Genomic DNA, 17,644 nt, shown 5'->3' on the forward strand with positions numbered 1-17,644 from the left:
GAGAAAATATACGACTCTGGCACGAGCGGTCAAGGGAAAAAGGGACATATTGGGACATGCGGGACCCTGCTAGTACGCATTTGTGCGCAATGTTGGTGTTTGTCCGCACGTTTCGAAAGACTATAAAGTGAGTACTCAGGCGCTCTCTTTCCGTTTGCAGTCTGCAGAAAAAAGCATATAATATTCTCACGATGAAGCTTGTAACAGCGAAACAGATGCAGGTTATTGATGCCGAAGCTATACAGAATCGCGGCATTCCCAGCATCGAGTTGATGGAGAACGCCGGCAGAGGGATTGCCGAGTTAGCGCGGACTATCCTCGATGACGATGTCACAGTTACCGACATTGCCCTGTTCTGCGGCAAAGGCAACAATGGCGGTGATGGTTTCGTGATTGGCCGCTACCTTCACGAGTGGGGAGCAAGTGTCCACTTCTACCTCCTCGGAATGATAGGCGATCTCAAGGGTGATGCCGCAGTCAATTGTAATAGAGCCGTTGAACAGAATCTGCCGATTTCCGAAATAAAGTCCGAGGGCGATCTCCCATATCTAATAGCAACTGATCTCGTCATTGATGCGATTTTCGGTACCGGCTTCGAGGGGGAGGTCCGCGGTCTTGCCGCACCATGCATCGAACTGATGAACGCTTCCGGCGCACCGATTCTCGCCGTCGATGCGCCCTCCGGACTCAACTGCGACACAGGCGAAGTCTCTGGCGTCTGCGTTCAGGCGTTTGCGACCGGGACTCTTGCTCTTCCCAAGATCGGACAGTTCCTCTATCCCGGCAGATCATATGTCGGCACGCTGGAGGTCATCCCGATCGGCATTCCCGACGATGTCGTAGAACAGGCCGCCATCAAGATCAACCTGATTGACCAGGAGTCTGTTAATCGGCTGTTGCCAGTACGTCTGCCGACCGCTCACAAGGGCACTTGTGGAAAGCTGTTCATTCTCGCAGGTTCGAGAGGATATACCGGTGCGGCTTGCCTTGCAGCGGAGAGTTCGATAAGATCTGGAGTTGGATTGTGTTATCTCGGGGTTCCGATGGGTCTGAACCCGATATTCGAAACAAAACTGACGGAAGTCATCACTCGGCCACTTCCCGACGTCGCCAAGAAACAGTGCCTGGCGTTGCGTGGAATGGGGGAGATTAGGCAATATCTGAAGGATGCCGACGCTGCAGTGATTGGTCCGGGGCTCGGGACGCACCATGAGACAAGAGAACTTATCAGGCGACTGATACCCGATCTTGCCATACCGACAATCATAGATGCTGACGGTTTGAATGCAATAGAAAACCATTCTGATGAGCTGTCAAAATGCGGAGCTCCTCTGGTGATAACGCCTCATCCGGGCGAGCTTTCGCGACTGATTGACGTGGATGTTCCGTCAATCGCCAAAGACAGAATGACTTACGCGCTTGACGCTGCACAGCGATTCGGCTGCGTCGTGCTGCTCAAGGGTGCACCCACGTTTGTTGCCGATCCTTCGGGAGAGGTCTTCGTTAATCCGACAGGCAATGCAGGCATGGCGACCGGCGGCACAGGAGATATCCTGTCAGGGATCATCGGAGCCTTTCTCGCACAAGGGATTAGCCCCCTGAATGCAGCTTGCATCGGTGCATATATTCATGGGCGCGCAGCGGATGTCGCAGTCCGTGATATCGGCCCTACCGCACTTATTCCGTCCGACATAATATCTTATCTTGCTGAAGTCTACATGTCTTTTAACAGATAGCCTTCCGGGGGGCTTCTTCAGTCATACCTGCTATTGGGCTTGTTGAAAAACCCTAAATGACGTCATTGTGAGCGAAGTGTGGCAATCTCCGCGTTTCACAATAGCCTTGATTGACATAGAGATCGCCACGTCGCTTCGCTCCTCGCGATGACGACGTACCGCGGTCCGTGACTTTTTCAGCAGGCCCTATTCCAGCACCGATTGGAACTTTGGTCATGTGCGGGATTTATAACTTTCTGGAAGGTGAAAAAATGAGATTCAAAATGTCACAAATAGAGATCAGGACAATAACCGATATTCTGGATAGCTTGATAAAAGTACTGTTTCCTCCTGTTATGGAGCCAAGGATGGTTCCGATTGATGATCGGAGAAATGTGCGTTTCTCTCCTGATCAGCAGTAGTAGGTCCGTTGCTGGTGTGTGGAAAGGAGAAGTCTGGTGGCTTCTCCTTTTTTATTCTTGAAGCAGAATAAACTGCGAGATATCAATCTTGTACTTATTCGGATCGACCGGGTGCTCCACACTTCTCACATAGGTGTCATTTGCTTCATCGAAATCTGTGAGATCGGCAACGATCGGCTCCGCAAGCAGGCCACGCGTATCGGCAATGATTCTGACTTTCGGTCTGAAAATGTCTTCCGGATTATTCGATATCACAATCGCCAGTTGGCCACTGCTCAGCAGCAACAGAGTTCCGGTCGGATAAACACCGAGCATCGTTATGAAAACTTTGACCAGCAGAGGGTCGAACTTCGTACCGGAGAGCCTCACAACTTCGTTGATTGCTCTATCGAATCCGACTTTGTCTTTCTGGTACTTTCTATCAGCGGTAATCGCATCGAAAAAATCGCAGATTCCGACAATTTTCGAGTAGAGATTGATCGGACTGGTTCGGTTGATATATGGATAGCCACTACCATCGAGATTCTTGTGATGTTCAAAGGAGACAAGCATGGCACGAGCTGTATTTGAATCCAGCGTCATAGAGTCTCCGAGTATTCGCACACCGTGGATCGGATGCGCGCGAAGCTGATCCCAATCGGAACCTTCCAGCTTGCTTGGCTTATTCAGTAGATCGACAGGAATTTTCGTCTTTCCGATGTCATGAAACATCGCAGCAAACCCAATCTCGGCTAGCATTGGCCTTGAAAATCCGAGCCTCATTCCTGTCGTAACAGCGTAAATGCAGACATCAACGCTGTGTACAAAAGTATAATCATCGAAATTCTTGAGTGCCGTCAGTTCGAGTAGATAAGTTTCGTCAGAGAGGAGTTGATCAACCAGAGCATGTACGACGCGCTTCAGCTTAGAAACTGCAATAGGTTTTTCTGGAGATGCCTGCCCAACGATTTCGCCCACAGCACTTATGGCTCCAAAGAAGTTCTTTCTCGCCAGCTTGCGTTTCTCGGCAATCGTTTTCGGTTTGCCCGCCTGTGATTTCTGCTCATCTGACTCAATTAAGGATACGTTGATCAGCATCTCCCTTTTCATCTCTTCCAGTAGTATAGTGCGGTTGTCCTGATCCTCAACCGGGTTTAGCCGCGCAAGTATGGAGAATAGCGCGCTCAACTCCGATTCCTCGGTACCATTCTCAAACCTAAAACCGGCGCAGCAGTACAATGAGAATGTTTCCTGCAGATACTTGACAATCAGATAACCGTCGAGATCTGTCCTGAGTCTCTCATCGTTAAAGAAGAGGTATCCATCCGATAAGTGCAGGGTTACATGATCATAGCGCTCGAATGCATGAGCCAGGTACCCGCCAAACTTTTCCAACTGACGTGTGTAGTTTTCATTAGTAGCTTCATAAATCCTGCACGTCCGCAGCATTATGTAGAGCTGCTTGACGAGGTCATGCCCGAGCACGTTATGCTGATGCTTGTCATGATTGGTACACGGCTCTTTGTCGACGCGCAACGGCTTCATCATACGTTCCTCGCCTTACTTTCGCGATTCTTCATGCGTCTTGCGAGCGCGCTCTTTGCAGAAGCTCGATGGACTCCCTTTGATTTACTTGCCCATTTGTTCAGAATCTGATCCACGTAATCGCCATCCTGGAGTGTTAGAGCCTGGAATGCAAGGTCGCGCAACCTTTTGGCCGATTCGCTACCGAAAGTAAATCGCTTGCCGGCAAGTTTCTTCAGGCATGCGAATGCCTTCTGGTCGCCTACCAGCGCGAGCGTGTTTAGAAACTCTCTCTGCTCCGCCGGCTCGAACATTTTGAACTGCTTAGCCGTGACAATCGAGAGAAGCGCAGACTGCGCCGTCTTGACCATATTCTTCCCGAGGTGGTGTACCACAGTACGCCGTATTCTATCAGAATCGTCCGTCAATAGACTGATCAGAGCATCATTCGAAATCCCTGAATTTATCTTGCACAGCGCCAATACAGCTTCCCATCGCACCCGTTCGTCTTCATGCGCCGCGGCCTTCTTCAGTGGCGGTACGCTCTTGTCGGTTCCGATCTGCCCGAGAATGTTGGCTGCATTCCGAACAACAAACCATCTGGCATCATAGATCGCTCCTGAGATAATCTCCGGCTTCTTCCGGCCTTTGCTCTGAAGCAGATCGCAGAGCATCTTGCGTGCAGGGAAGTATTCCAGTTCACCCAGCATCCAGAGCAGTTGAGTCAGGGCGCTCCAATCGAGCTGCTCCAGGTATGACTGAACAGAATCGAGATCCTCCGATTCAGATCGATTCAGAATCTCCGTCAACTTTGATATTCTGATTCTGTCGCCGCACCTGTTATATCCTTGCCGGAGACGCTCTGATCGCAGGCGAGCGTCCTTGCTCAGCAGCGTCACCGTGCTGCGGTATTTCTCGATCATGTAGACCAGAAGTGCAAATTTCTCCCCGTCAAGTAACGTGTTGAACATGTTATCCAACGTGTCACATGTCAGCATGAAATCCCGGTCGGCTCGTTCGTTGATAGCAATGTCAAACAGTAGATCGATCGCTGAGAATTCTATCGAAACCTCCTGATCTTTCTCCAGCATCGACCGAATCGCGTCTTTTTCCTGCTCGGAGAAATACTGAAGATCGGCGACGAATCTGCTTGTAGGACGCAGACCTTGCTTGGCGATATTCGCGGACTCGGCAGTCTTGATCAGACTTTCTTTCGCTCCAGTTGCACTTGTAGCCCGTTCATTGCGAATTAGATCACCGACGTCGGAGTCGCTGAGAGTGTGCTCCGATGCAAGTCGCGGGACTTCCATTGCGGCAGCGGTCACGGTGAATTCATCGACCGCATCGTATTCGATGAAATCAAAATCGGATTCCCAGAGGATATTCACGAAGTCTTCATAAGCTTCGGTACTGACCAGGACGGTCCTCAGGCAATCGAAGAATCTGGAGAATTCATGCAGGTCAATTCCCTTGCGGAACCTGATACCGCGGACTCCGTCTCTGTGCATAATACCTGACAGATCCGTCTCACGTCCATCCGATTCAAAGACAGATTCGCTATCGAACAGGATTTCCTGGCGCCCAATCTGAAACTCTATGCATTCTCTTTCATCAAGGGCAGCCGATAGCTTTTCCCAGCAGGTTTGCCGAAATTCCCCCGGAATCGAGCTGTTTGCGGGATATAGAACGGATGTCTTCAAACCCCTGCTCAATGCGCTAACGAATTCCGCAGCTATGTCACTCAAACTGCCGTAGTCTTCTTTAGTCATCAATCCTCGATCAAGCTCCTGCGGAGCCGGAATATGGTAGTAGCCCTCTACTAGGTTCTTATCGGCAGAATGGAGAGGAATTTGATGGCATAGAGCTTGCCGGAAGCCATCTAAAAGCCGTCAAGTATCTGATGCGCTATCTCTTTAGCAGATTGAAGACAAGACCTGTCTACCCAGACCTCTACACGCACCGGCGATGAGGTCCCGTGGCTTCCCAGCACAATTCCAATATCGTCGGACTTAATTATCGCCCTAATGCCCGAATTGGCAAGAGCTTCCACCAACATCTGACCATAGAGGCGCGAAGGAACATCCTTGAGGAATACGAAGTTTATATGCTCCTGTTGGGGCATTGAATCAGTCTCTACAGTTGGAGTCTACTCTGATAAGGCAATCCGATCTGTCGCAGCATACACGTTGAGTTCAATTCCATCTTCGAATAGAATTACTTCCGATGTGAGCTTTGATGCTCTCGCGATCGGAATGAAGCTGTCTATCTTGTCGAAAAATGTCCAGAAAGGTTCGACATTCTGCTGGACTTTCCTCACTTCTGCGATGGCTCCCGTTGGGTCATGTGGATCGATCAGCCGAACACCTGAGATTCGACAGAACTCCGTCAAACCCAGATGCTCCAGTAGCGCCGGAAATCGGAGAACTTCGATTTCGATGACCGCGGCACCGGTTCGCATTTCGACTTCCATCAGAAGAAGTCTGTTGGACTCCACCGTATTCAAAGCGAGATACATCATTGGATTGCTGCCCACAGGCTGTCTGAAACTTATTATTCCGATAGGTGAGCCGGGATCAACAAGTATATAAGCAGTCAGACTTGAATTGACCCAGAAGACAAATTGCGAAATCAAAATACAGATTACACCAAGGCTTACCACCAAAGCTCTTTTCAGAAGTATGTTCCCGAGTTGGGATCTGGGTACGGAACTGCGACTGATGGTCCAGACAGATTTGAGGAACACCCAAATCACAATCAACATGCCTGTGGCAAATAGTGCCGATGCTATGAATGTGAGCTTGTGGGTCATACCATTGATATTCGGCAACGAATGAGCATTCTGAAACTAACACTTCGCTTCTATAGCGAAAAGCCTCAGCATCTTGTGGATAACCCTTAAATGAGATTCTTAAGACTCTCGTCTAAGACCTTGGAATACTGCATGTTAATGGCTTATCCACAGACAATACGACTTTATCCACATCAGACCTTGATTTTGGCGGGTTCGGTCCTGTGAACGACGTCCCCCTCCTTCATGCGGCACGCGCCTTCAAATACCGCACCTTGTTCTATTACAAGGCTTTTGGTCTTAAGGTCGCCACTCAGTACTGCCTTGGCCTGCAGCTCAACCTTCTCGTCAGCGGTGACATTACCCATCACCTGGCCGGCGACGACGGAGATCTTGGCTACGATATCCCCCTCGACGTTGCCGGTGGGGCCAACCACAACCGTTTCGCGGGAAATTACCTTGCCTTTGACACATCCGTCGACGCGAACAGCTCCCGTAACTTCCACCGTGCCAGTAATTGTGGCGTCTTTGCCAATGACCGTATTCATGTTCTCTGCCATTGTCACTCTGCCTGCTTTAGAAGTTCAACGTTCATGTATTCTTCAGGATTTACCGGAGCACCTTCATATCTGATTTCGTAGTGCAGATGAGGTGCTGAACTCCTGCCAGTGTTTCCGCACAGGGCAATCAATTCATTCTTCCGGATGGCATCGCCGACCGAAACAAGTATGGCGCGGTTATGCCCGTAATACGTTTTATATCCATTAAGTTGATCCAAGATAAGGTAGTTTCCAAATGTTTCGTCCCATCCCGCAAACTCCACTCGGCCGCTCGCCGTTGCATACACAGGCGAGCCTTCTTTAGCAGCGATGTCCAAACCGAAATGTCTCCTGAGCTCTTCTGATTCATCAGGGACGAAACTTCTCGATATAGTCCCCGACATCGGAATACCCTCCGGCACTGATGGATCGGTATCACCATCTGTATCGGCAGCTGCCGGTTCGATGCGCTCTGAAAGTCCGACCAATTCCGCCTCCGACTGGATGCTATCGGCAGACGGGAATTCCGGCGAGGCCTCTATTCCGGCCAGCTCCATCATTCTGCGCAATAGTATATGATTCGTCTGCAGGTCCTTTTCGAGCCTGTGTACACGTTCAGTGTAATCCCTGAGTATCTGATTCTCGATCTGAAGATCATCCGCAAGCGATGCCCGGTTCGATAGCCTTGAGTAGCTCAGCGCTCCAAAAGTCACAAGGATTATCAGCAGAACGACGACTGCAATCAACACCCTCAGCAGCCAGCTCGGCAGTCGAAGACTGCGAGGCTGGTCAGAGGAATCATTAATCATCATCAAGGTTACATGCTTCGTGACGCTATTCCTCCACGCCCCATAATCAAATCGATTAGTCGCGACAGATCATCAGTGTTATAGAATTCAATTTCGATTCGACCACCCTTGAGGCTGCGTCTGATATGCACTGCTGTCTGCAGATGTCTTTTCAACATAGTTTCAGCCTCGAAGATTTCGGACGGCGGACGCTTTAGTTTGAGACTGCGTCCACGCTTCTTGCGCGGCTTGCCATACACCATTCCTTCCAGCTCGCGCACAGAGAGATTCGATTCGGCAATCTTTCGTGCGATCTCAAGCTGCTTCTCTTTGTCAGGCACCGCAAGGATAGCTCGAGCATGGCCGGCAGAAATGCTGCCTTCATTAATCAGTTCCTGCACCTGCTCTGGAAGCGTCAGCAGTCGCAAACTGTTTGCGATTGTCGACCTATCCTTACCGACTTTCGAAGCAAGCTCTTCCTGAGTCATCGATCCCGACTGCAGCAGACGCTGAAATGCTCCCGCCTCCTCGATTGGGGTAAGATCTTCTCGCTGAATATTTTCGACCAATGCAAGCTGGAATGATTCAGTGTCGGTCATCTGATCCATAACAATTGCCGGAACCTCGTTCAAACCGGCGACTTGCGCTGCCCGGAGACGTCTTTCGCCCGCAATCAACTCATAGCTGCCATTGGCTCGCTTCACCAGTAGCGGTTGCAGGATGCCCTTCTCGCGAATGGAATCCGCAAGCTCGTTTATTCCTTTGTCCGAGAATTTCTTCCTCGGTTGACTGCTCCGGGTTACTACTTCGGATGCTTTCAGCATGATGAATTTTGAATCATTCCGGCGGTCTTCCCGCACGGGAATCAAAGCATCCAATCCTTTTCCTAACGCTAATTTAGCCATGACTCATAAACTCCTCGGCTAATTCAAGATAATTCTTCGAACCTGTGCTGACAGCATCGTAGAACACGATTGGCTTTCCGAATGACGGAGCCTCTGAAAGCCTCACATTCCTGCTAATGACAGTCTTGAAAACTTTCCCGTCGAAATAATTACGCGCCTCGTCAGCAACCTGTCGAGAAAGATTGAGGCGCGAATCGTACATTGTCAGCAGTATTCCTTCGATCTCGAGATCAGAATTGAGATTTGATTTCACGAGTTCAATCGTTCGCAACAACTGACCCAAGCCCTCAAGGGCATAGAACTCGCATTGTATGGGAATTAGAACTGTCTGCGCGGCTACCAGAGCATTCAGTGTCAGCAGGCTGAGCGACGGAGGACAATCGATTATTATGTAATCGTATTGCTCCGAGATCTGGGAAACAGCATTCCTCAATCTGTTTTCTCTGCTTTGTTGCTGGACCAATTCGACTTCAGCCCCAACAAGATGAATGCTCGATGGAGCAAGCTTCAGAAATTCGATCTCAGTCGGCAGCGTGACCTCATTGAGGGTAGCCTGCCCGAGGACCACATCATAGACAGAACGGCTGATCTCTCTCGTGTTTATTCCCATGCCACTGGAGGTGTTCGCCTGGGGATCGAAATCTATGAGAAGCACGCGTTTCTCTGCAACCGCAAGGCATGCAGAGAGATTAATCGCAGTAGTCGTTTTCCCGACACCACCCTTCTGATTCGCAATCGCTATTGCCTTACCCATCGAGCCAAATCCTATCTACATAAGACACAATCTACCAGTGACTTGAATCCTAATAAAGTTGACACAAGTGCGATTGCAACAAAAACTTTTATTTTTTATAAACTATTGAAAGATGGCGCTCCGACTCGAACTCCGAAACAGAATATGGAAGCGTCAACGCTGCGGTGAGGTCATCATACTTCGCTGCCGCCCTATCAATCGATGGATCCGGAGAGGTCCCTTCCATGAAAACCAGCGCTCCCATCGGGCGTAGCCAACCTCGAGATTTGCGGACAACATTGGCGTGCGAACCTAGCGCTTTGACAATCACCAAATCGACGGGAGCGGGAAGATCAGCACGCCTGAAATCACCTTCGATGAACGTGGCATCTATTCCAAGCCGACTGCAGACCTTTTTCTGAAAAGCGATCTTCTTCGGTGAGGAGTCGAGTGAGATCAGTTCGATCTCCGGAAATGTCAGCTTCAGGACCACCCCGGGAAAGCCGGCACCGCTTCCGACATCGAGCAGACGGCATCCCGGCAGAAGTGAGAAGCAAGAAGAAATCGTTCCCGAATCGATGATCTGTTTCACCACTTCGCGCTGCGGCTCCTTATGAGAGACAAGATTCAGGATCGGATTCTCCGCCAGGATCGCTTCAGCGAACGCAATCAGCTTCGGGACAGCATCGGGTGGGAATGGAATGGATCCTGCAGCGATCATGTCGCGAAGATGCGTGCGCCATTCGCCGGGCCAGTCGTATGTTTCACGTGAAACATTCATGAAAGTAGTCCTATAGGGAACTGCCGGGCATAGGATTGCTCACGCAGAGAGTCTCTTGAGATGCACCATAAGCACAGTGATATCGCCGGGTGAAATGCCGGATATTCTCGACGCCTGCCCCAGAGAAACAGGCCGTAGGCGACCGAGCTTCTCTCGAGCTTCCACTTTCAACCCGGTCAGTGATGCATATGACAAGTCTTCGGGAATCGCGAGGTTCTCAAGCTTGCTGAATTTCTCGATCTCCCGCCGCTGCTTGTCGAGATAGCCTTTGTATTTGATTCTTATCTCGATGTCGGTCTTGACCCTGTGAGAATATCCGCCAAGGGAGTCATCGCTGCCTTCGATATCCGACACCTTGACCTGGGGCATCCTAAGTGCAGCAGCAGCTGATAGCTTCTGTCTACCGTTGCCGCCAAATTCAGTGGGAAGACTTGTCACAGGCAGGAAGACCGATTCAAGCCGCTTCGCTTCTCTGCCAACAAGTGCAATCCTCTCGGTTTCTCTGGCGTAGATTTCCTCCGGTATCAGGCCAAACCTGTAACCGTATTCTATGAGCCTTTCGGCGGCATTGTCCTCGCGCAGTTCCAGACGATATTCTGCGCGCGAAGTAAACATGCGGTATGGTTCCTCGGTAGATTTCGTCGCTAGATCATCAAGAAGCACACCGATATATGCTTGCGAGCGATTGAGAGTGAAAGCAGGTTCGCCACGCATTTTCAACACCGCGTTGATTCCTGACATGAGTCCTTGAGCAGCCGCTTCTTCGTAACCAGATGTGCCATTTATCTGTCCGGAGAAGTAGAGACCTTCCACAAGCTTAGTTTCGGTAGTCGGTCTGATCTGATACGGGAAGAAGAAATCGTATTCGACCGCATATCCGGGAGTTGTGATGACCACATCTTCGAGTCCCCCTACAGTCCGAATGGCGCGCAACTGCGTCTCCTCTGAAAGGCTTGTAGAAAAACCATTTGGATATATTTCGTCTGTACCATTGCCCTCAGGTTCCAGGAAGAGCTGATGCCTCGGTTTGTCGCTGAATCTCACTACCTTATCTTCGATGGATGGGCAGTACCGCGGACCAATCCCCTTGATTTGCCCCGAGAATAACGCCGATGAACTCAGATTGTCCAGGATGAACCTGTGTGTATTCTGATTAGTGTATGTAATCCAGCATTTTGCAGAGTTCTCGCAGATATTCTCTGATCTGAGCGAAAATGGCGGGCAATCGGGATCTCCCTGCTGCTCCTGCAGGATATCGAAATTGATCGTCCTCCCATCGAGTCGCGGTGGAGTACCAGTCTTCAGTCGACCCGCGTTGAACCCGATGCTCTGAAGCTGCTCAGATAGATATAACGCTGGTGGTTCATCGACTCTGCCTGCATGATTCCTCACGTTTCCCGTGTGGGTAATACCGTTTAGAAAAGTGCCACTTGTCAGAATCACCGCGCGGCATTGAATTACGGGGCCTCCGGCAGTCTCGGCACCTGTCACTCTGTTGCCTGAAGTTTTGACAGCAACCACCGAATCTTCAATAACTTCGATATTCTCCTGCCGGTCGATGACGCGCTGCATGTACTCACGATACGCGATTCTATCAGCTTGAGCGCGAGATGACCAAACCGCAGGGCCTTTGGAGAGATTGAGTCTACGAAACTGGATGCCGGTCCTGTCAGTCGCCAGTCCCATCTCGCCACCGAGCGCATCGAGCTCCTTGACAAGCTGTCCTTTGGCGAGCCCGCCAATGGCAGGATTGCATGACATCTGGCCGATTCTATCTCTTCGTAGGGTCACCAGCGCGACAGTGCATCCCATACGTGCAGCCGCAAGTGCTGCCTCACATCCGGCATGACCACCGCCAACAACTACTATGTCAAATCCTGTCTTCATGTCTAATCTACAATCACTTAGACGATTTACAGTTCCTCGCGGTGATCAGAGTTTCACGTGAAACAGATGCTATTTTCCTATGCAGAAACTTGAGAAAATCTTGTCGAGGATATCGTCAGGTGTGATCTTCCCAATGATTCCCTCGATATGTCCGACCGCAAGTTTGAGATCAAACGCCACGAATTCATGACTTTTACTCTCTGATAGAGACGTCCGAGCTGTCTGCAACTGCTCGCCAGCCTTCTCGAGAGCAGATTTGTGCCGGTCTGATGCTACCCTGACTTCGTCTTTCTCAGGAAGTCTCCCATTTGGAAAAGTCGAACTCAGTATTGCGTTTTTGAGTTTGTCAATCCCTTCCCCGGTCAAGGCGGAAATATACAAAACATCGTCCGGAAGAGAAGCCTTTATTGCCTGCAGAGCGAAGTTGTCTATCAAATCTGTCTTGTTGACTGCGAGGATCATTCCAGCAGAGACGGTTATATTCATCATCTCGTGAGCGATTGCAGGAAGATCATCTTCTGTGCAATCGATCAAGCCAATGATTACACCTGCACTCACCATCTGCTGCCTGCTTCGTGCAACACCAGCTATCTCGACCGGGTCGGATGTATCACGAATTCCGGCAGTGTCGATCAACTCGACCGGCAACCCTCCAATATTCACAAACTCTGAGATGGTATCTCTCGTTGTACCGGGGGTGGAAGTCACAATCGCCCGATCATGATCCAGCAGATAGTTGAAGAGTGAAGACTTGCCTGAGTTGGGCGGACCGACAATCGGAACCACGAGGCCATCCTTCAGAATTCTGCCGGTTTCGAATGTCGCCAGCATAGCCCTGATATCGATATCTGCGCTCTGCATAGCCTCAGTGACCTGTGCAAGATGTGCAGGATTTATATCCTCCTCCGGAAAATCGGTATACGCTTCAAGAATCGACAATGCCTTTATTAGATTGTCTCGCAATGTATTAACGCGTTTAGACAGATTGCCTTCAAGCTGCGACATCGCCACTTGGTGGCTCGATTCAGTGCGCGCGGATATCAGATCAGCGACAGCCTCAGCCTGCGACAAATCGAGCCTGCCATTGAGGTATGCTCTCAGTGTGAATTCGCCCGGCTTCGCATGTTCAACGCCATTTCTGACGAGCAGCTCAACAAGTTTGGATGATATGTATGGGCTGCCGTGAGTCGATATCTCGACCGTATCTTCGCAGGTATAAGAGTGAGGAGCGCACATGACGACCGCTACAACGTCATCAAGCGTCTCTCCTGTCGATGGATCAATGATAGTCCCATGGTGCGCAGTGTGCGACGGAGACTCGATTAAGCTCTGGTGGCCGTGAAAGAGGGTGTCAGCTACCTGCCGCGCTTCAGGTCCGGATATTCTGACGATATGTATCCCACCTCTGCCGATCGGAGTCGATACAGCGGCAATGGTAGTCTCACTTCTTCCGCTTGGGAGTCTGTTTGGCATCAGTCACCGAGACCGTTTGAGCTGGTGATGTGACAGGTATATGCCTCTTGTGGACAAATACTGCCTCAAAGAGACCGAAGATGTTGAACACTGTCCAGTACAGAACCAATCCGGTCGGGAAACTGATTCCCCACCACAAGAACACAGCCGGAAACAGATAGACCATCATCTTCTGTTTCGGGTCCTTAACAGTAATCTTCTGCTGGACAAACATCGTAACCGCCATGAGGACGGGCAGTATGTAGAGGCTGTCAGGCTGGGATAAGTCCTGCATCCACCAGACGAACGGAGCTCCTCTGAACTCGATAGTGCTCCTGAATACGGTGAACAGGGCGAAGAGAATCGGGATTTGTGGAAGCATCGGGAGACACCCTCCGAGCGGGTTGATCTTGTTCTCCTTATAGAGCTTCATCACCTCCTGATTCATCTTCTGAGCATCCTTCTTGTGCCTCTCCTTGATCTCAGCCATCAGGGGCTGAATTTCCTGCATTCTACGCATGGATTTCATCGACATGAAGCTAAGCGGAGAAAGCACAAGCTTGATGATTACGGTGAAGAGAATAATCACTATTCCATAATTCGGAATCACATTGTGGAACTTGCCGAGAAGCCAGGTTATACCTTTCGAGAAGGGCCTAATTATAGACCAGCCAAGATCGAGAGTGTTTTCCAGATCATTGCCAAAGACCTTCAACGTATTATAGTCGAGCGGACCGAGGTAGACAGTATACGCATCAAAGAGGTTGTCACGCTGGCCGAGACGCATTTTCAGCGAGATGCCGATACGAGAAAATCCGACAACTCCCCGATCCTCGTCATGCTCACGTTTCGATCCCTCGATTTTCAGCCCCGCACCGTCACGTGAGGTCGGAATTAGCGCGGCGGTGAAGTACTTCGAACGAGTTGATATCCAATCAGTTACACCATCCAGGTCGTCTTGGATCTCGTTGTTGTCGTTGAAGTCATTGAAGCTTTCTATATCGCTCCCGAGCAGGGCATTTGCTCTGAAATTGCTGAGATCATCCTTTATATTCTTCTCTGTCGGCTCGAGGCCTGGCAGGAAAGTCATTTCATAGAAATCTACAGCCCCAAGAGAATGGACGCCGTCAATTTCAAGCTCGATATCGAATTGGTAAGTGTCCGCGTAGAATCTGTAAGTCTTCTTCATTGTCACGCCCGACGGCAGTGTACAAGTGAATGCGAGTACATCGGAATCCAAGTCGGAAAGCGTAAGATCACCCCTGCTCGCAGCGAAGTGGATGTTTTCGAGTTCAAACCTGCCACGGTCGAACCTGAAATTCGGAACGGCTGCACCATCAGAATGCACCATCTCGATTCCGCCATTATCGAGATAATCGAACTTCTTGAGGATGAAGCTTGTCAATCCGCCGCCGCGCGTGGTAAGTTTTGCGGTATAAAGATCGGTGTTGACCGTGATAACCTCTTCAGGAAGAGTATCCACAGCAGCAGCTAATGAATCGTACTGAGCAAGCGTGCTTTCCGAGTGATCCATCGGCCTCGCCGCAGGAGGAGTCTCATCCACTATCGATTCCTGATAAGCTATTGCAACAGAGTCCGATACAGCGGCTGGTCGCGGCGCAGGCTGCTTCTGACCCATGTAGAACATCCACGCTACGAACACCACTCCAATCAGCACTAATCCTACGATGTAATTTCGATCCATGGCCTATTTACTCCACTGGGTCATAGCCGCCCGGATTCAACGGGTGGCATCTGGCGATTCTCCGGACTGAAAGACACATCCCCCTAAGGACGCCATGTTTGCCGAGCGCATCGATAGTATATTGGGAGCATGATGGCTCGAATCTGCACATTGCGCCAAATAGCGGGGATATCGCAACCTGATAAAATCTGATGAGATATATGAAAGGAAGAGTTGTAATCCTAAGCATGGTCAAGGAACCTCGAAATATCACCGGCAATGCCGGAGACCGGATCAACGGAGGGGATTGCATTTATCCAAATGACAGCCCTGGTACCCTGCTTGAACTTATCCATGTTCAATCTCAATGTTTCCCGGATAATTCTCTTTATCCTGTTCCTCTGAACCGCATTACCTGATGATCTTGGGGTGCGTATACAGAACTGACGCAGGGTGTCGTCGTAGATTCTGGACTTTATATTCAAGAATTGACCGGAGAATCGCTTCCCAGACCTGGCCACTTCCCGAATGACAATATCACTCTTGAGTCGGCATTCTCTGCCGAATCCGATATTATCTAATTTTCTTCGGCACACTTGGCGTCAGGTGTTTGCGTCCCTTGGCACGGCGGCGCTTGAGAATAGCTCTACCGGCTCTGGTGGACATACGTTTCCTGAACCCATGATCGTTTAGGCGCTTTCGGCGCGATGGCTGATAAGTTCTTTTCATATCCTCATCCTTGCTTTACAAGCCCAGCAAAATAGCCACTGAGAGCCAAAAGTCAAGGAAAAAGCCTCTCTGTTTTTGTTGACTGATTGACGAAGTGACTTATTTTTCGAAGCCAAAATGCCGATGATAAGAAATATGACGCTAAAACCGACTTATCTGCCGATTCTGATGCTGATCTCTCTCGCGATTCTCGTGATTTCATGCGGGGGTGAGAAGGGAAGTAATCCCGAGGATACAGAGTATACGTTGAACGGTGTCCTGTTCTATAATGCGGACAATAGTTCAAGCCTCTTCTATGTGAAGGTCTGTCAGAACGGAATCGATCTCTCCGGCGTGACTGTTCGAGTCGAGGGTATGACGATTCCGTATGCAGGCGATGGTGTCTATTCGGCGACCAGCCCCGGTTTGCAGCTCTCCCCCGGCGACACGCACACAGTTACGGTAAGCCTCGGCGACACACTCCAGCTTTTCTTCAAGGATCTCGTGCTGCCAGATACGTTCTCGGTAGAAGTCACTGATCCTGCGAGCCATGCCTACTACGGAAGTGGCTTCATCAGTCTCGAATGGACAGGGTCGGCTGGAAGCAAAGGGTATATCGTCACGGTTGTCAGACCAGATAGTTCTCTCACCGCAGCACCGTTTGCCAACTATGTCGAGCTGGTGACAGCCACGCAGATCGGTCCGGAAGCGTTTCAAAAAAGCGATGGAACCGATGTTGATGGTGATTACGACATTTACGTTCTCTCGTTCTCGACAGAGAATTTCTACTCCTGGCCGACGATATTCTTCCCACTGCCACAACCTGCGCCCGCCGGGAACATCAAAACTGACAGAGTCAGCGGCTCGTTTGGCGTCGGCACTCTCTCCAAGGGTGACTATATAACGGTCACCTACAGCCGGTAAATGTCGAAGAAAGTCTTCAACGAACTCAAGCATCTCATTACCGAAAGCCAACTCCCCGCAAGTTCTAATCTCGATAAGTTAACCACAGCAGAGATTCTGACGCTGATTAACAGCGAAGATTCCGGAATCGCGTCAGCGGTCAAGAAAGTCATCCCGCAGATACGCGAGGCCGTCGATCTGATTGTCGAATCACTCAGAAGCGACGGACGGCTTTTCTATATCGGCGCAGGAACATCGGGAAGGCTCGGTGTGCTGGATGCTTCAGAATGCCCTCCGACGTTCGGCTCTAAGCCGTCGATGGTGACGGGAATCATCGCAGGGGGCCGGCGTACGCTCGTGCGGTCGCGCGAAGGCATCGAGGATGATCGCGAGGCGGCGCGCAAAGATATTCGCAAGCATGGCGTCGGCAAAGGCGATGTCATCGTCGGCATAGCGGCGTCGTGGCGGACTCCATACACTCTGGAGGGTGTGAGAGAGGCGAAGAAGCTCGGTGCGAAGACGGTCTATCTCTGCTGTACACCGGTCGAGGCAAAGCGATTTAATGTTGATGTTCTGATCAATCCTATAGTCGGTCCAGAAGTTGTGACCGGGTCTACACGCATGAAAGCCGGCACGGCGACAAAGCTCGTGCTCAATATGCTGACGACTGCTTCGATGGTGCGGCTCGGTAAGACCTACGGTAATCGCATGGTTGATCTGCAGGCGAAATCCGAAAAGCTGACCGAGCGATCGAAGCGAATCCTTATGGAAGTGACCGGCGTGTCGTATCAGCAGGCGGGTAAATACCTCCAGCTTTCGCATGGACATGTGAAGAC

General features: G+C 50.4%; 18 protein-coding genes. 3 read left to right on the forward strand and 15 right to left on the reverse strand.

Features of this window, described 5'->3' with window-relative positions; all coding sequences use genetic code 11:
- Positions 1-191 precede the first annotated feature (191 nt).
- Complete coding sequence (locus KKH67_03710; protein ID MBU1318284.1) at positions 192-1,736, forward strand: NAD(P)H-hydrate dehydratase; 1,545 nt, start codon at positions 192-194, stop codon at positions 1,734-1,736.
- Between the two features lie 452 nt (positions 1,737-2,188).
- Here KKH67_03710 and KKH67_03715 read toward each other — a convergent pair whose 3' ends face one another.
- The 15 genes from KKH67_03715 to rpmH all read right to left on the reverse strand — a co-directional run bounded on the left by KKH67_03715 (position 2,189) and on the right by rpmH (position 15,926).
- The gene (locus KKH67_03715) at positions 2,189-3,664 is read right to left on the reverse strand and encodes an HD domain-containing protein (GenBank protein ID MBU1318285.1); all 1,476 of its coding nucleotides are present in this window, start codon (positions 3,662-3,664) and stop codon (positions 2,189-2,191) included.
- Positions 3,661-5,409 (reverse strand): HEAT repeat domain-containing protein, encoded by a 1,749-nt coding sequence (locus tag KKH67_03720; protein ID MBU1318286.1) that lies wholly within the window; start codon positions 5,407-5,409, stop codon positions 3,661-3,663. The genes KKH67_03715 and KKH67_03720 overlap by 4 nt, the downstream gene beginning before the upstream one ends.
- A gap of 110 nt (positions 5,410-5,519) precedes the next feature.
- The gene (locus KKH67_03725) at positions 5,520-5,762 is read right to left on the reverse strand and encodes a hypothetical protein (protein MBU1318287.1); all 243 of its coding nucleotides are present in this window, start codon (positions 5,760-5,762) and stop codon (positions 5,520-5,522) included.
- 24 nt (positions 5,763-5,786) lie between these two features.
- A complete protein-coding gene (locus tag KKH67_03730) occupies positions 5,787-6,449 on the reverse strand; it encodes a hypothetical protein (protein ID MBU1318288.1) in 663 nt (220 codons plus the stop codon).
- A gap of 173 nt (positions 6,450-6,622) precedes the next feature.
- On the reverse strand, positions 6,623-6,976 hold the full coding sequence (locus KKH67_03735) for a polymer-forming cytoskeletal protein (protein ID MBU1318289.1): 354 nt from the start codon (positions 6,974-6,976) through the stop codon (positions 6,623-6,625).
- 14 nt (positions 6,977-6,990) lie between these two features.
- Entirely contained in the window at positions 6,991-7,779 is a 789-nt protein-coding gene (locus tag KKH67_03740; protein ID MBU1318290.1) for a M23 family metallopeptidase, read from the reverse strand.
- A gap of 5 nt (positions 7,780-7,784) precedes the next feature.
- Positions 7,785-8,660 carry a ParB/RepB/Spo0J family partition protein gene (locus tag KKH67_03745; GenBank protein ID MBU1318291.1) on the reverse strand — a complete coding sequence of 292 codons (876 nt, stop codon included), beginning with the start codon at positions 8,658-8,660 and terminating at the stop codon, positions 7,785-7,787.
- Positions 8,653-9,414 carry an AAA family ATPase gene (locus tag KKH67_03750; GenBank protein ID MBU1318292.1) on the reverse strand — a complete coding sequence of 254 codons (762 nt, stop codon included), beginning with the start codon at positions 9,412-9,414 and terminating at the stop codon, positions 8,653-8,655. The genes KKH67_03745 and KKH67_03750 overlap by 8 nt, the downstream gene beginning before the upstream one ends.
- 88 nt (positions 9,415-9,502) lie before the next feature.
- A complete protein-coding gene (locus tag KKH67_03755) occupies positions 9,503-10,174 on the reverse strand; it encodes a class I SAM-dependent methyltransferase (protein ID MBU1318293.1) in 672 nt (223 codons plus the stop codon).
- Between the two features lie 39 nt (positions 10,175-10,213).
- On the reverse strand, positions 10,214-12,061 hold the full coding sequence (mnmG, locus tag KKH67_03760) for a tRNA uridine-5-carboxymethylaminomethyl(34) synthesis enzyme MnmG (GenBank protein MBU1318294.1): 1,848 nt from the start codon (positions 12,059-12,061) through the stop codon (positions 10,214-10,216).
- A 69-nt stretch (positions 12,062-12,130) separates the two neighbouring features.
- The gene (gene mnmE / locus KKH67_03765; GenBank protein MBU1318295.1) at positions 12,131-13,534 is read right to left on the reverse strand and encodes a tRNA uridine-5-carboxymethylaminomethyl(34) synthesis GTPase MnmE; all 1,404 of its coding nucleotides are present in this window, start codon (positions 13,532-13,534) and stop codon (positions 12,131-12,133) included.
- Entirely contained in the window at positions 13,503-15,218 is a 1,716-nt protein-coding gene (yidC, locus tag KKH67_03770) for a membrane protein insertase YidC (GenBank protein MBU1318296.1), read from the reverse strand. The genes mnmE and yidC overlap by 32 nt, the downstream gene beginning before the upstream one ends.
- 7 nt (positions 15,219-15,225) lie before the next feature.
- Positions 15,226-15,447: a membrane protein insertion efficiency factor YidD gene (gene yidD / locus KKH67_03775; GenBank protein ID MBU1318297.1), complete on the reverse strand. Its 222-nt coding sequence runs from the start codon at positions 15,445-15,447 to the stop codon at positions 15,226-15,228.
- Positions 15,440-15,793: a ribonuclease P protein component gene (locus KKH67_03780; protein ID MBU1318298.1), complete on the reverse strand. Its 354-nt coding sequence runs from the start codon at positions 15,791-15,793 to the stop codon at positions 15,440-15,442. The genes yidD and KKH67_03780 overlap by 8 nt, the downstream gene beginning before the upstream one ends.
- On the reverse strand, positions 15,771-15,926 hold the full coding sequence (gene rpmH / locus KKH67_03785; protein ID MBU1318299.1) for a 50S ribosomal protein L34: 156 nt from the start codon (positions 15,924-15,926) through the stop codon (positions 15,771-15,773). The genes KKH67_03780 and rpmH overlap by 23 nt, the downstream gene beginning before the upstream one ends.
- A 117-nt stretch (positions 15,927-16,043) precedes the next feature.
- Between rpmH and KKH67_03790 the strand changes: the two genes are divergently transcribed.
- Together KKH67_03790 and murQ are read left to right on the forward strand one after the other, a co-directional pair.
- Positions 16,044-16,829 (forward strand): hypothetical protein, encoded by a 786-nt coding sequence (locus tag KKH67_03790; GenBank protein MBU1318300.1) that lies wholly within the window; start codon positions 16,044-16,046, stop codon positions 16,827-16,829.
- Positions 16,830-17,644, forward strand: an 815-nt coding sequence (murQ, locus tag KKH67_03795) for an N-acetylmuramic acid 6-phosphate etherase (GenBank protein ID MBU1318301.1), incomplete at its 3' end; no start/stop codon positions are given.

The sequence above is a fragment of the Candidatus Zixiibacteriota bacterium genome (genome assembly GCA_018820315.1).
Classification (GTDB): domain Bacteria; phylum Zixibacteria; class MSB-5A5; order JAABVY01; family JAHJOQ01; genus JAHJOQ01.

Excerpts from the sequence above, each read along its gene's own strand:
- mnmG (MBU1318294.1), bottom strand. The coding sequence starts at position 12,061 with ATGAAGACAGGATTTGACATAGTAGTTGTTGGCGGTGGTCATGCCGGA.
- KKH67_03730 (MBU1318288.1), bottom strand. The coding sequence starts at position 6,449 with ATGACCCACAAGCTCACATTCATAGCATCGGCACTATTTGCCACAGGC.
- KKH67_03720 (MBU1318286.1), bottom strand. The coding sequence starts at position 5,409 with ATGACTAAAGAAGACTACGGCAGTTTGAGTGACATAGCTGCGGAATTC.
- KKH67_03725 (MBU1318287.1), bottom strand. The coding sequence starts at position 5,762 with ATGCCCCAACAGGAGCATATAAACTTCGTATTCCTCAAGGATGTTCCT.
- rpmH (MBU1318299.1), bottom strand. The coding sequence starts at position 15,926 with ATGAAAAGAACTTATCAGCCATCGCGCCGAAAGCGCCTAAACGATCAT.
- KKH67_03740 (MBU1318290.1), bottom strand. The coding sequence starts at position 7,779 with ATGATGATTAATGATTCCTCTGACCAGCCTCGCAGTCTTCGACTGCCG.
- KKH67_03790 (MBU1318300.1), top strand. The coding sequence starts at position 16,044 with ATGCCGATGATAAGAAATATGACGCTAAAACCGACTTATCTGCCGATT.
- KKH67_03710 (MBU1318284.1), top strand. The coding sequence starts at position 192 with ATGAAGCTTGTAACAGCGAAACAGATGCAGGTTATTGATGCCGAAGCT.
- yidC (MBU1318296.1), bottom strand. The coding sequence starts at position 15,218 with ATGGATCGAAATTACATCGTAGGATTAGTGCTGATTGGAGTGGTGTTC.
- KKH67_03735 (MBU1318289.1), bottom strand. The coding sequence starts at position 6,976 with ATGAATACGGTCATTGGCAAAGACGCCACAATTACTGGCACGGTGGAA.
- yidD (MBU1318297.1), bottom strand. The coding sequence starts at position 15,447 with ATGCTTAGGATTACAACTCTTCCTTTCATATATCTCATCAGATTTTAT.
- KKH67_03755 (MBU1318293.1), bottom strand. The coding sequence starts at position 10,174 with ATGAATGTTTCACGTGAAACATACGACTGGCCCGGCGAATGGCGCACG.
- KKH67_03745 (MBU1318291.1), bottom strand. The coding sequence starts at position 8,660 with ATGGCTAAATTAGCGTTAGGAAAAGGATTGGATGCTTTGATTCCCGTG.
- mnmE (MBU1318295.1), bottom strand. The coding sequence starts at position 13,534 with ATGCCAAACAGACTCCCAAGCGGAAGAAGTGAGACTACCATTGCCGCT.
- KKH67_03715 (MBU1318285.1), bottom strand. The coding sequence starts at position 3,664 with ATGATGAAGCCGTTGCGCGTCGACAAAGAGCCGTGTACCAATCATGAC.
- KKH67_03750 (MBU1318292.1), bottom strand. The coding sequence starts at position 9,414 with ATGGGTAAGGCAATAGCGATTGCGAATCAGAAGGGTGGTGTCGGGAAA.